The 12,580-nt window shown below is 71.0% G+C and carries 11 protein-coding genes and 1 pseudogene; 6 read left to right on the top strand and 6 right to left on the bottom strand.

The features are described from left to right. Window positions 1-68 precede the first annotated feature (68 nt). The 5 genes from FLL47_RS37180 to FLL47_RS37160 form a co-directional block, all read right to left on the bottom strand. The gene (locus FLL47_RS37180; RefSeq protein ID WP_246159150.1) at window positions 69-536 is read right to left on the bottom strand and encodes a hypothetical protein; all 468 of its coding nucleotides are present in this window, start codon (window positions 534-536) and stop codon (window positions 69-71) included. A 180-nt stretch (window positions 537-716) separates the two neighbouring features. Further along, window positions 717-1,025 (bottom strand): DUF6582 domain-containing protein, encoded by a 309-nt coding sequence (locus tag FLL47_RS37175; protein ID WP_144127350.1) that lies wholly within the window; start codon window positions 1,023-1,025, stop codon window positions 717-719. A 45-nt stretch (window positions 1,026-1,070) separates the two neighbouring features. After that, the gene (locus tag FLL47_RS37170) at window positions 1,071-3,281 is read right to left on the bottom strand and encodes a xanthine dehydrogenase family protein molybdopterin-binding subunit (protein WP_144127349.1); all 2,211 of its coding nucleotides are present in this window, start codon (window positions 3,279-3,281) and stop codon (window positions 1,071-1,073) included. After that, complete coding sequence (locus tag FLL47_RS37165; protein ID WP_144127348.1) at window positions 3,278-4,267, bottom strand: FAD binding domain-containing protein; 990 nt, start codon at window positions 4,265-4,267, stop codon at window positions 3,278-3,280. The genes FLL47_RS37170 and FLL47_RS37165 overlap by 4 nt, the downstream gene beginning before the upstream one ends. Then, entirely contained in the window at window positions 4,267-4,785 is a 519-nt protein-coding gene (locus tag FLL47_RS37160; RefSeq protein WP_425457802.1) for a (2Fe-2S)-binding protein, read from the bottom strand. Before FLL47_RS37160 ends, FLL47_RS37165 begins: the two co-directional genes overlap by 1 nt. Before the next feature lie 169 nt (window positions 4,786-4,954). On the opposite strand from FLL47_RS37160, the gene FLL47_RS37155 reads away from it, so the two are divergent. Continuing rightward, window positions 4,955-5,506, top strand: a complete 552-nt coding sequence (locus FLL47_RS37155; protein WP_144127346.1) for a histidine phosphatase family protein — start codon at window positions 4,955-4,957, stop codon at window positions 5,504-5,506. A 237-nt stretch (window positions 5,507-5,743) separates the two neighbouring features. Then, window positions 5,744-6,124, top strand: coding sequence for a DUF2267 domain-containing protein (locus FLL47_RS37150; protein ID WP_144127345.1), 381 nt, complete (start codon window positions 5,744-5,746; stop codon window positions 6,122-6,124). Here the strand turns inward: FLL47_RS37150 and FLL47_RS37145 are convergent. Continuing rightward, entirely contained in the window at window positions 6,121-6,873 is a 753-nt protein-coding gene (locus FLL47_RS37145) for a hypothetical protein (protein ID WP_144127344.1), read from the bottom strand. The two genes, FLL47_RS37150 and FLL47_RS37145, sit on opposite strands and share 4 nt — an antisense overlap. 120 nt (window positions 6,874-6,993) lie before the next feature. Here FLL47_RS37145 and zwf point away from each other — a divergent pair, with 120 nt between their 5' ends. From zwf to FLL47_RS37125, 4 genes and pseudogenes are all read left to right on the top strand, one after another. Then, window positions 6,994-8,418, top strand: a complete 1,425-nt coding sequence (gene zwf, locus FLL47_RS37140) for a glucose-6-phosphate dehydrogenase (RefSeq protein ID WP_144127343.1) — start codon at window positions 6,994-6,996, stop codon at window positions 8,416-8,418. A 100-nt stretch (window positions 8,419-8,518) separates the two neighbouring features. Next, complete coding sequence (locus FLL47_RS37135; RefSeq protein WP_144127342.1) at window positions 8,519-10,114, top strand: GMC oxidoreductase; 1,596 nt, start codon at window positions 8,519-8,521, stop codon at window positions 10,112-10,114. Next, window positions 10,111-10,476 (top strand): SCP2 sterol-binding domain-containing protein, encoded by a 366-nt coding sequence (locus FLL47_RS37130; RefSeq protein WP_144127341.1) that lies wholly within the window; start codon window positions 10,111-10,113, stop codon window positions 10,474-10,476. Before FLL47_RS37135 ends, FLL47_RS37130 begins: the two co-directional genes overlap by 4 nt. Then, window positions 10,473-12,557, top strand: a pseudogene (locus FLL47_RS37125) (amylo-alpha-1,6-glucosidase); the annotation flags it as partial. The gene FLL47_RS37130 and the pseudogene FLL47_RS37125, both read left to right, overlap by 4 nt. Window positions 12,558-12,580 lie beyond the last annotated feature (23 nt).

Raw genomic sequence — 12,580 nt, 5'->3', positions numbered from 1 at the left:
TGGCAACAAGCCACGACGGGACGGCGCGAAGACGAGTGGTCGCGCAGCTCGGTCGGCGTGGTCCGCGCCTAAGACGTCGAGCCCAGCGCGGAGACCAGGGCGACGCCCCCACAGCACAGCACGAAGATGGTGGGGAACAGGACGAGCATGATGGCGTAGTTCGACCACATGCCGAACGTGGTGACGTCGGCGCCCTGCCCGTCGTGGACCCGGTTGCGCCACCCGCCGAACCGGAACGCGAGCTGGTGTCCCGCACCAGGGTGCACGGTCAGCTTCGTCTTGATCATCGGCATGCCGAACGGGTCGGTCACCTTCACCTCGTGCGGCCCGGCCGGCACGACTACGTAGTAGGTGCCCTCGCCGCCGAACGGCACCTGCCGCCCGTCGACCTTGAGCTTGGACGTGGACGCCGCGGAGATGACGTACGGGCCGCGGTTGAAGCTCACGATCAGCACACCGTGGCCCGCCGGCACGGGCACGGGCATCGGATACGCGGTGAACGGCATGATCGAACCAGGGGGAAGGGGCTGCGACATGCGGCCGATCATGCCAGAACGGGGCGAACTCGCGCGACCGTCCACATGCGACCGGCTGCAACCGCGGGTCAGGGTCACAGTCAGTGCCTGGCGACGAACTCCGGCAAGTCGTCTGCGGCCTGTTCGAAGTCGGCGTCGGCAGGCTGACCGCGTGCCGCCGGGCGCTGCGAAACAGGCGGCTCAGTGCGCCGGGTTCGGGGTGTGCGGTTTGCGGCCGAGTTGGCGCCAGCCGGTCTCGGCGACGTCGACGCCGTAGTGCTTCGCGGCGGCCAGCAGGTTGGCGAACGCGAGGTCGCGCTCGTCGTCGTTGACGTCCTTTACCTGGTCGAAGCGGGCCAGCGCGTTGCGCACGTGGTCGGCGTCGGTCAGCGGCAGCTTGCGCGCGTCCGGGAACGCGAACACCGACTCGGGCAGGCGGTTCTTCTCGGCGGTGCTCAGTTCACCCTCGACCTCGTACGCGCGCCACGTGGTATTGGTCTTGGTTGTCATATTTCGTCGATTACCCGCCCGGCCTCATCCGTTAAACGCCGGGTGTCACATCACGAGCTGGTCGACGGTGATGGGCAGGCTGCGCAGGCGGCGGCCGGTGGCATGGAAGACGGCATTGCCTATCGCGGCCGGGACGCCGACCAGGCCGATCTCGCCGACGCCCTTGGTGCCCGCCGGGGTGAACCGGTCCGGTTCCCCCACGAAGATCACCTCGACGTCGGGCACGTCGGCGCTGACGGCCAGCAGGTAGTCGCCGAAGGTGCCGTTGGCGACCCGGCCGGTGTCCGGGTCGGTCAGGGTCTCCTCGAACAGCGCCATGCCGATGCCCCCGACGGTCGCGCCGAGAATCTGGCTGCGGGCCAGTTTCGGGTTGAGCACGCGCCCGGCGTCGGTCACGCTGACGACGCGGCGCACCCGCAACCTGCCGATCATCGGGTCGATCGCGACCTCGACGTACCGGGCCCCGAACCCGCCCGCGTGGCACATGCCCGCGGTGGCCGGGTCGGGCAGCCGCACCCGCCCGTCGCCGGACGCCTCCAGCAGCCCCTGCCCGGCGAGCAGGTCGGCGATCGACTCCTGGGTCGCCGGGTCGTCGCGACGGCACAGCGCGCCGTCGCGGCACACCACGTCGTCGGGCCTGAGGCCGTACAGCGGTGAGCCTTCGCCGACCAGGTCGAGCAGCTCACCGTGCAGATGCGTGACGGCGTCGATGACGGCGTTGGACAGCGACGAGGCCAGCCCGGAGCCGCCGGACTGCGCGGCGGCCGGCAGGTCGCTGTCACCGAGCTGGAAGTCGACCTGGTGCGGCGACAGGCCCAGCAGGTCCGCGGCGAGCTGCGTGATGACCGTGTACGTGCCGGTGCCGATGTCGGTGGCGGCGGCCCGTACGGCGGCGGTGCCGTCGGCGTAGACGGTGACGCGGGCGCGGGACATGGCCAGGTATGCGCCGTAGAACGCGGCGGCCATGCCCCAGCCGATCAGCAGTCCGTCCTCACGCATCGACGACGGCCGCGGGTCCCGCCGCGACCAGCCGAACACCTCGGCGCCGACCTTGCAGCACTCGACCAGCGCGTTGCTGGACCAGGGCAGCCCGCTGGGCGGGTGCACGACGCTGGACACGTTGCGCAGCCGCAGCTCGAGCGGATCCATGCCGAGTTCGTACGCGAGTTCGTCCAGGGCGGTCTCCAGCGCCCAGTTGCCCTCGGCCTCGCCGGGGGCCCGCATCGACGCCGGGTAGCGGCGGTTGAGGCGGACGGTGCGTTCGACGGTGGCGACGTTCGGGCACGCGTACACCTGGGGCGTGCCTGCGGTGAGCAGCCCGACCGCCGGGTGGTCCAGCGACGACAGCGACGTCGCCCGGTGCTCGATCATGGTGAGGGTGCCGTCGCGGGCCGCGCCGAGGCGCACCTGGTGCTCGCTGTCGGGACGGTGCCCGACCAGCCGGAACATCTGCGGCCGGGTCAGCATGAGCTTGACCGGACGGCCCAGCGCCCGAGCCGCGCCCGCGGCCAGCAGCTTGTACGCCCACTGGTTGAGCCCGGCGCCGAACCCGCCGCCGAGGTAGGGCACGTGCACGCGTACCCCCGATTCGGGCACCCCGAACACGGCGGCCAGGGTCTGCCGCAGCGCGATCGGCCACTGTGTGGTGTCGTGCATCTCCAGGTGGTCGCCGTCCCAGGCGGCGACGCAGCCCATCAGGCCGAGCGGATTGTTGGTGTTCTCCGCGGTGCGGTAGGACGCGCCGACGCGCACGTCGGCGATCGCCCAGCCGGCCTCTGTGTCGCCGCGGTGGGTGTCGGGCAGGTAGGACAGCGGTTCGGGTCGGCCGTCGGCGGGGTCGAGGAGCGCCGGCTCGGGCGCGTAGACGACCTCGACGAGCCTGGCGGCTTCGGTGGCCTGTTGCGGGGTGTCGGCGACGACGAGCGCGATCTCCTGGCCGTGGAACGCAATCCGGCCGTCCTGCAGCGGCGCGACCGGGGTGTCGCCGAACGGGATCACGGGCGGGGTGTTCAGCCGCGGGAAGTTCTCGTGGGTGAACACGGCCCGCACTCCGGGCAGGGTCAGCAGCGCACTGGTGTCGATCTTCGTAATGGTGCCCGCGGCGATGGTCGAGGTCACCACCACGGCGTGCAGCATGCCGGCCATGGTGACGTCGCTGGCGTAGGGCGCGGTGCCGGTGACCTTGTGCGGGCCGTCGACGCGGTCGATGCCCTGGCCGACCCACGGCGCGCCGGGACGGGACTGGATGGCGGTCATGGTGTCGCCTCCGTCATCGTCAGCAGCTGGCGGCTGAGGGTGCGAACCGCGAGGTCGACCTTGAACGCGGTGCCGGGCACGGTGAAGGCGGACGCCATCACGGCCCGGCCGGCCTGTTCGAAACGCACCGGGTCGACGTGGGTGCCGCGCAGCATCTCCTCGGCCTCCCGGGCCCGCCAGGGCACGGAGCCGACCCCGCCGAGCGCGATGCGGAGGTCGGCGATCATGTCGCCGTCCATCTGCAGTGCGACCGCGGCCGAGGTGAGCGCGAACTCGTAGGAGGCCCGGTCGCGGACCTTCAGGTAGCCCGACCGCCAGCCGTTCGGCAGCAGCGGGACGTCGATCTCGGTGATCAGGTCGCCGTGGCCGAGCACGTTCTCGATGGAGGGGCCCTCGTCGGCCCGCACCCAGAACTCGCTCAGCGGGACGCGCCGCTGTCCGGTCGGCCCGCTGACCAGCACCGTGCTGTCGACGGCGAGCAGTGGCACAGCCACGTCGGAGGCGTGCAGCGCGATGCAGCGCTCGTCGACGCCGAGCACGGCGTGCATGCGGGCGACGCCGTCGACGGCCGCGCAGCCCGAGTCGGGGCTGCGCCGGTTGCAGGCGGACACCGTCGGGTCGCGGAAGTACCGGCAGCGGGTGCGCTGCAGCAGGTTGCCGCCGATGGTGGCCATGTTGCGCAGCTGCACGGTCGCCCCGGCCAGCAGGGCTTCGCGTACGAACATCAGGCGCTGCGCGACGACGGGTTCGGCGGCCAGCTGCTCCATGGTGGTCAGCGCGCCGACCTTGAGCTGCTGGCTCTCCACCAGGATGCCGCGCAGCGGCAGGCGGCTGATGTCGACGAGGCGGTCGGGTGTCCACACGCCGTCCTTCATCAGGTCCAGCTGGGTGGTGCCGCCGGCCAGGAACGCAGCCTGCGGGTCGGCGGCGACAGAGGCTACGGCCTCGTCGACGGCGTCGGGACAGTCGTAGACGAAGGCCCGCATCACGCACCTCCCCCGGCGGCCTCGCGCACCGCGGCGACGATGTTGTCGTACGCGCCGCAGCGGCACAGGTTGCCCGACATGTATTCGCGGATCTCGGCGTCGCTGCCCGCCCGGCCCTCACGCAGCAGGCAGACCGCGGACATCAGCTGACCCGGGGTGCAGAAGCCGCACTGGAACGCGTCGTGGCGCACGAACGCCTCCTGCATCGGGTGCAGCTGCCCCTCCTCGCCGACGAGGCCTTCCACGGTGGTGACCTGCCGGCCGTCGGCCTGTGCGGCGAGCATCAGGCACGAGAGCACCCGCGCGCCGTCGACGTGGACCGTGCACGCGCCGCAGGCGCCCTGGTCGCAACCACGTTTGGTGCCGGTGAGCCCGGAGGAGTCACGCAGCGCCTCGAGCAGAGTCGTGCGGGTGTCGATGCGCCACTGCACCGGCGCGCCGTTGACGACGGTGAACACGTCGACGGTGTACTCATCCTGCGTCGTTGGGGCTGGTGCGGTGCTTCGGGTGGTTTTCACGGGACGCCTCCGGCCGCCGCCCGGCCGCCGCAGGACCTGCCGCGCCGACGACCGGCATGGAGTGGACATCTCAGAATGCCATCGATCGCCGCAGCTCATTGTCTGTTTCACCGAACCGGTGCGCCCGCCGCGGACTGCGTGCGCGGGGCGGTTCGCCTACGCTGGCCGGATGCGTCGGCTCGAGGTACGCCGCCACTCGTACACCAAGAAGGACGGGGCTCGCGGCCGCGGCTCGCACCTGTCCCACGACGGGGTCGCCGCGGCGCGTGCGTGCGGGGCGACGCTGGGCCCGGTCGGCTACGTGCTGACCAGCCCGTCGCCGCGGGCGTTGGAGACGGCGGTGGCGATGGGCTTCGCCGTCGACGACACCGCCGAGATGCCGTCGGGATACGTGCCCGGCGAGGTCGACCACCACGACCAGTGGCGCTGGGAGCGGCCTTTCGTCACCTACGCCGGGCTGATCGCCCGAGGCCGAGGGCTCGCCGCGGCCGCGCTCGCCAACCGGGCGCTGTGGCTGGCCGCCCTGGAACAGGTGCCCGACGGGGGGACGGCGCTGGTCGTCGGGCACGGCGGCACCCTGGAACCGGCGCTGGTCGCCTGCACTCCCGACGCCGACCACGCGGCCTGGGGACCGGCGTTCGGTCACCTGCACGGGGCCACCCTGGAGTTCGACGGCACCCGGCTCGTGCGCGTCGCCGTCCGGCGTGGCCTCCCTGCGTGACCCGGTGAACGGGCTGGAGCTGCTGCGCGGCCGGGTACGCGGTCCGGATGGTCACGCCCGCGACCGGCGGCGTGATCGCGACCGCGGCCCGTTCCGCCGCCGCTGACGGCCCGACCGCACCGCCCAGGCTCGAAAGAGGTGGGGTGAAACGGTGTAAAGGGTGGTGTAGAGGGCATGGGGGCTTAGGGTGTTGATGGATCACCCCCGACCGTGTGGATCGAGTACGGGAGGGAACGTATGGGAGACAAGCAGTTCTTTCGCAAGGTCGCCGAGCTTTCGGGGCTGACCGTGGAGGAGGCCGCCGACACCACGCGCGCCACGCTGGAGTGCCTGGCCGCGCGGCTGAGCAACGGCGAGAACCGGCATCTGGCCAAGCACCTGCACGAGGGCCTGCGTGACTCGCTGCCGCCCAACGACCGCATCCAGTGCTTCGACCTGCCGGAGTTGCTGCGGCGAGTGCGTGAGCGCACCGGGCTCAACGACCGCGACACCGAGGCGGGGGTGCGCGGTGTGCTGACGGCCCTGCGCGAGGATCTGGGCGACGAGACGTTCGACCACGTCATGCAGCAGCTTCCCAACGATTTCCGGACCATGGCCCGGGTCCGGGCCGCGGCCTAGGGCTCGCGGTAGGCCACCAGGTCGGTGCGGTCGGCGGCTCCGGTCTCCGACCGCACCAGCCCCACCTGCGGGGCGTAGAAGCGGTGCAGTCGCACGCCGCGCAGCAGCGGCGAGGTCTGTTCGACCTCGATCACGTCCTGGTACGTCCCGGCGGGCACGCTGAGCTGCTCGCCGACGGCCAGCACCCGGGCGGAGTCCTCGGCCCGCCCGCGGCTGTACCCGATCCGCCACCGCTGCCCGGCCACCGGCCGGGCCGCCATGGCGATGCCGGGCTGCGCCCCCTCGGTCCCGGCCTGCCAGCCGTCGACGCCGGTGAGGGTGCCCTCGACGTAGTCGCGGGCGGACTCGCCGAGCAGCCACACGTTGCCGGTGCTGTCCTGGGCGTACCAGCCGGTCAGGTCGCGGATGAGACCGCCGCCGGCGTCGGTGGTCAGTGCGCGCACCGCGACCGTGGCGATGCCCGCCACGTCGCGGCCGGGACCCACGGTGACCTCGGTACGGATGTCGCCGTCGGGACCCGCGGTGAGGTAGCTCCACCGGCCACCGACGGCCAGCGGCAGGTACGGGTTGTCGACGCGGGTGGTGAAGTCGGCCGGGTCGAGCCGTACCGGCTGGTCGCCCTGCGGCAGCGGGGACGGGGCCGGGGCAGGTGCGGGGGTCGGCCCGACCGTCGGCTGGGCGGCGTCCGGGCCGGCCAGCAGGCTCGCGATCATGGCCAGCGCGAGGGTGAGCGGCTGCAGGCGGTCCACCCACCCATGCTCGCAACGTGCATGCACCAGAAATGTGTGTTTGGCGGTAACCGCCCGGCTAAATCACGATATTGGAAAGATGAGCGGCGTGAGCGAGCGCAGCACCCACAGGAACGCATCATGACCGCACCCGCGACGCCCGCGCCCGCGGACGTGTTCGTCGTCTTCGGCATCACCGGCGACCTGGCCAAGGTCATGACGTTCCGGTCGCTCTACCGCCTCGACCGGCGCGGCCTGCTCACCTGCCCGATCATCGGCGTCGCCGGCGACGACTGGACCGTCGACAAGCTGCGCGAACACGCCCGCGAGTGCATCGTCGGCACCGGCGAGCAGATCGACGACGCCGTGTTCGAACGGTTCGCGGCCCGGCTGTCGTACCTGTCCGGCGACTTCACCGACGCCGGGCTGTACCAGCGCGTCGCCGCCGCCGTCGGCGACGCGAAGACACCGGTGTCGTACCTGGAGATTCCACCGTCGCTGTTCGCGACCGTCGTCAAGGGCCTGTCCGAAGCCGGGGCGGTGCGCGGCGGGCGGGTCGTGGTCGAGAAGCCGTTCGGCCACGACCTGGCCTCGGCGCGGGCCCTGGCCGAGCAGCTGCACCAGTACCTCGACGAGTCGCAGCTGTTCCGCATCGACCACTTCCTCGGCAAGATGGGCACCGAGGAGCTGGTGTACCTGCGGTTCGCGAACACGATGCTGGAACCGGTGTGGAACCGCTCCTACGTCGACAGCGTGCAGATCACCATGGCCGAGGACTTCGGCGTCGCGGACCGCGGCCACTTCTACGACCCGGTCGGCGCGCTGCGCGACGTCGTCGTCAACCACCTGATGCAGGTCCTGGCCGGCGGGGCCATGGAACCCCCGGCCGGCCGGCACCCGGACGCGCTCAAGAACGCGCAGGTGGCGTTGTGGAGCGCGGTCGCCGACGCCGACCCGGCGAACTACGTGCGCGGCCAGTACGACGGGTATCAGCACATCGACGGCGTCAAACCCGGCTCGACCACCGAAACGTACGCCGCCCTCAAACTCGAGATCGACAACTGGCGCTGGTCGGGCGTGCCGTTCTTCATCCGCACCGGCAAGTGCCTGCCCGCCACGCAGACCGAGTTCCGGATCGTGTTCAAACGCCCGCCGCGCCTCGGCCTGGCCGCGTTCGGCGACCGCACCCCCGAACCGGACCAGTTCGTCATCAAACTCGACCCGACCACCGGCACCCGGCTGCGCCTGGACGCCCGCCGCGCCGACGCCGACGGCGCCGAACCGATCACCATGGACATGGAGTTCGCGACCGAGGGCGGCGAAGGCCCCACCCCGTACGAGGTGCTGCTGCACGCAGCCCTGCTCGGCGACGCCAACCGGTTCACCCGCCAGGACGGCGTCGAGGAGACCTGGCGCATCCTGCAGCCGCTGCTGGACAAGCCCTCCCCGATCGAGCCGTACGCCCCCGGCACGTGGGGGCCCGCCGGCGCGGAGCAGCTCGTCGCCGGACACGGCTGGCGCGGCCCGTGGATCGTCGACACCGACCCGCCCGGAAAGATGCCATGACCGGCCGCCACCTGGGCAGCTTCCCGCAGGCCTTCTCACACCTGGCGCTCGTCGGAGCCGCCGGGATGATCATTCTCGCGGAGCGGTTGGGAGAACTCTGATGGACGCCTACGACGTGATCATCATCGGAACCGGCGCCGGCGGCGGCACCCTCGCCCGCTACCTCGCCCCGTCCGGCAAGCGCATCCTGCTGCTCGAACGCGGCGACTGGCTGCCCCGCGAACCCGAGAACTGGGACACCGCCGAAGTCTTCATCGACAACCGCTACATCTCCAAGGACACCTGGTACGACCGCCACGGCTCGGCTTTCCAGCCGCAGGTCCACTACTTCGTCGGCGGCGCCACCAAGCTCTACGGAGCGGCCCTCTACCGGCTGCGACGCGAGGACTTCGGCCAGCTCCAGCACCACGACGGCGTCTCCCCCGCGTGGCCCATCTCCTATGAGGAGATGGAGCCGTACTACACGATGGCCGAGCAGCTCTACGAGGTTCACGGCAACCGCGGCGAGGACCCCACCGAGCCGCCCGCGTCCGGGCCGTACCCGTACCCGGCGCTGCACCACGAGCCGCGCATCCAGCAGCTGTCCGACGACCTCGCCAACGCCGGCTACCGCCCGTTCCACGCGCCCGTCGGGGTCCGGCTCAACGAGCAGAACATGCCCTACAGCATCTGCGTACGCTGCCAGCACTGCGACGGTTTCCCCTGCCCGCTGCACGCCAAGTCCGACGCCGAGACCCTGGCCGTGCGGCCCGCCCTACAGGCCCCCAACGTCACCCTGCTGACCCACGCCCACGTCACACGCCTGGAGACCAACGCCGCCGGCACGGCCGTCACGCAGGTCGTCGTCGACCACGAAGGCCACCAGGAGCGCTACTCCGCCGACATCGTCGTGGTGTCCTGCGGCGCGGCGAACTCGGCGAAGCTGCTGCTCATGTCCGCCAACGACCTGCACCCGCACGGCCTGGCCAACGGCTCCGACCAGGTCGGGCGCAACTACATGTTCCACCTGTCGCAGGCCGTGCTCGCGCTGTCACGCGAACCCAACGAGACCCGGTTCCAGAAGACCCTCGGCCTCAACGACTTCTACTTCCGCGGGCCCGACTTCGACTACCCCATGGGCAACATCCAGATGATCGGCAAATCCGAGGCCGACATGTACCGCGGCGAGAAGCCGCTGGCCACGAAACTCGCCCCGAGCTGGGCGCTGGCCGACGTCGCCCGGCACGCCGTCGACTTCTGGCTGTCCACCGAGGACCTGCCCCGGCCCGACAACCGGGTCACCGTCAGCCGCGACGGCCACATCGTGCTCGACTACACCCCGAGCAACCCCACCGCCGCCAAGCGGCTCTACCACCAGCTCAAGTCGATGCTGTCCACGATGCAACTGCACGAGGACCACCTGATCCACCGGTTCGCGTACATGAAGACCGACATTCCCATCGCCGGGGTCGCCCACCAGGCCGGCACCTGCCGCTTCGGGGCGGACCCCGCCATGTCGGTGCTCGACGCCCACTGCAAAGCCCATGAACTCGACAACCTGTACGTCGTCGACACCAGCTTCTTCCCCAGCATCGGCGCGGTCAACCCGGCACTCACCGCCATGGCCAACGCCCTGCGCGTCGGTGAGCACCTCGCCGGGCGCCTCGGCGTCAGCTACGCGGCACCCGCCGCCGCGACCCCGGGAGCGCCCCGGTGAACGACCCCACCGCCGACTACTTCCACAGCCTCGCCGAACACGGCCGCTACCCGCTGCTGCGCGCCACCAGCGGCACGATCCGTTTCGACCTCGGCGGCAACGGCCACGCCGAACACTGGCGGGTCACCATCGACCGCGGCCACATCGACGTCAGCCGCGGCGCCGAACACGCCGACTGCGTCGTGCACGTCGCCAAGACCCTGTTCGACGGCATGGTCACCGGTCGCGTCAACACCATGGCCGCCGTCCTGCGCGGCCAGATCGACGTCGAAGGCGAACTCCACCTCATCGTCATGCTGCAACGGCTGTTCCCCGGGCGGCCGCCGCTGCCCGAACCGGCAACCCGGAGGCACCCGAAATGACCACCACCGGCTCTGTCAGCACCCTCGACGGCAACACCTTCGTCGTCAGCGACACCGCCGGCGACATCGACGCCTCGCCCACCGAGCCCAACGGCCTGTTCTCCTGGGACACCCGCTACCTGTCCCGCTGGGTCCTCACCCTCGACGGCCACCGCCTCAACCCGCTGTCCACCGACGACCTGCACTACTTCGAAACCCGGTTCTTCCTCGTCCCCGGCACCGGCACCGTCTACGTCGACGCCACGCTGTCCATCATCCGCCGCCGCGAAGTCGTCGACGGATTCCGCGAGGAACTCACCATCCTCAACCACAGCGCCACCCCCGTCACGCTCACCCTCCGGCTCGACGCCGCCTCCGACTTCGCCGACCTGTTCGAGGTCAAGGACCACCTCAAGAAGAAGGGCAAGTACTACACCCGCGTCGACGACAACCTCCTGCTGCTGGGCTACGAACGCCAGACCTACCGCCGCGAGACCCTCATCACCACCGCCGCCTCCACCCACGTCGACGAGCACGGCGAGTCCGCCGACGCCCCCTCCGCCCACCTCGACGAACACGGCATCACCTTCACCGTCCACCTCGGCGCGCACGGCACCTGGAACACCGAACTGCACGTCAGCTGCTCGCTGTGGGGCTGGGCCGCCAACCAGCGCGTCACCGCCCGCACCGAATCCGGGCACACCCGCAAGGACATGGAGGAGGACCTCGACGAGTGGCTCTCCGGCGCACCCAAACTCGAATGCGACTGGGAACCCCTCAAACACACCTACCGGCGCAGCCTCACCGACCTCGCCGCCCTGCGTTTCGCCCCGATGACCTCCGGCGAACGCTGCCTGCCCGCCGCCGGCCTGCCCTGGTTCATGACCATGTTCGGCCGCGACAGCATCCTCACCAGCCTGCAAGCCCTGCCCTACGCACCGTCCCTGGCCGCCACCACGCTGGCCGAACTCGGCGCCCGCCAGGGCAGCCGCGTCGACGACTTCCGCGACGAGGACCCCGGCAAGATCCTCCACGAGATGCGCTACGGCGAACTCACCGCCTTCGAGGAACGACCCCACTCCCCCTACTACGGCTCCGCCGACAGCACCGCCCTGTTCCTCATCCTGCTCGACGAATACGAACGCTGGAGCGGCGACACCCGCCTGGTCCGCGACCTCGAGTACGAGTCCCGCGCCGCCCTCACCTGGCTCGACCAGTACGCCGACCTGCGCGGCGACGGCTACGTCTGGTACCAGACCCGCAACCCCGACACCGGCCTGGAGAACCAGTGCTGGAAGGACTCCTGGGACTCCATCTCCTACTCCGACGGCCGCCTGCCCGGCTTCCCCCGCGCCACCTGCGAGCTGCAGGGCTATACCTACGACGCCAAGAAACGCGCCGCCCGCCTCGCCCGCACCATCTGGAACGACCCCACCCTCGCCGACAGCCTCGACGAACAGGCCGCCGACCTCAAACGCCGCTTCAACCGCGACTTCTGGATCGAAGACCGCAAATACTATGCCCTCGCCCTCGACGCCGACGGCACCCAGGTCGACGCCCTGTCCTCCAACATCGGCCACCTGCTCTGGTCCGGCATCGTCGAACGCCGCCGCGCCCACCACATCGTCGAACACCTGCTCGGCCCCCGCCTGTACTCCGGCTGGGGCATCCGCACCCTGGCCGAAGGCGAGCAGCGCTACAACCCCGTCGGCTACCACGTCGGCACCGTCTGGCCCTTCGACAACTCCTTCATCGCCTGGGGCCTGCGCCGCTACGGCTACAAGAACGAAGCCGCCCGCGTCGCCGCCGGCATCCTCGACGCCGCCGAATTCTTCAACGGCCGCCTGCCCGAAGCCTTCTGCGGCTACGACCGCGCCGTCACCAAATACCCCGTCCCGTACCCCACCGCCTGCAGCCCGCAGGCCTGGTCCACCGGCACACCCCTGCTGCTGCTCGGCACCATGCTCGGACTGCAGGCCGTCGACGAACATCTCGTCGTCGACCCCGCCCTGCCCGTCGGCATCGGCCACCTCGCCCTGCTCGACGTGCCCGGCCGCTGGGGACACCGCGACGCCTACGGCCGCGGCCGCGTCCAGGTCCGCGCCGACGACCGCCTCCGTAAACT

Origin of the sequence: Catellatospora sichuanensis (genome assembly GCF_007483665.1) — a bacterium.
Taxonomy (GTDB): Bacteria; Actinomycetota; Actinomycetes; order Mycobacteriales; family Micromonosporaceae; genus Catellatospora; species Catellatospora sichuanensis.
Note: the sequence above shows the minus strand (reverse complement) of the source record. Positions and strands in the feature narration are given on the sequence as shown.

What these genes read in the sequence shown, in the direction of transcription:
- FLL47_RS37165 (WP_144127348.1), bottom strand. Translation starts at nt 4,267, where the DNA reads ATGCGGGCCTTCGTCTACGACTGTCCCGACGCCGTCGACGAGGCCGTA.
- FLL47_RS37170 (WP_144127349.1), bottom strand. Translation starts at nt 3,281, where the DNA reads ATGACCGCCATCCAGTCCCGTCCCGGCGCGCCGTGGGTCGGCCAGGGC.
- FLL47_RS37180 (WP_246159150.1), bottom strand. Translation starts at nt 536, where the DNA reads ATGTCGCAGCCCCTTCCCCCTGGTTCGATCATGCCGTTCACCGCGTAT.
- zwf (WP_144127343.1), top strand. Translation starts at nt 6,994, where the DNA reads ATGACCGCACCCGCGACGCCCGCGCCCGCGGACGTGTTCGTCGTCTTC.
- FLL47_RS37175 (WP_144127350.1), bottom strand. Translation starts at nt 1,025, where the DNA reads ATGACAACCAAGACCAATACCACGTGGCGCGCGTACGAGGTCGAGGGT.
- FLL47_RS37150 (WP_144127345.1), top strand. Translation starts at nt 5,744, where the DNA reads ATGGGAGACAAGCAGTTCTTTCGCAAGGTCGCCGAGCTTTCGGGGCTG.
- FLL47_RS37135 (WP_144127342.1), top strand. Translation starts at nt 8,519, where the DNA reads ATGGACGCCTACGACGTGATCATCATCGGAACCGGCGCCGGCGGCGGC.
- FLL47_RS37155 (WP_144127346.1), top strand. Translation starts at nt 4,955, where the DNA reads ATGCGTCGGCTCGAGGTACGCCGCCACTCGTACACCAAGAAGGACGGG.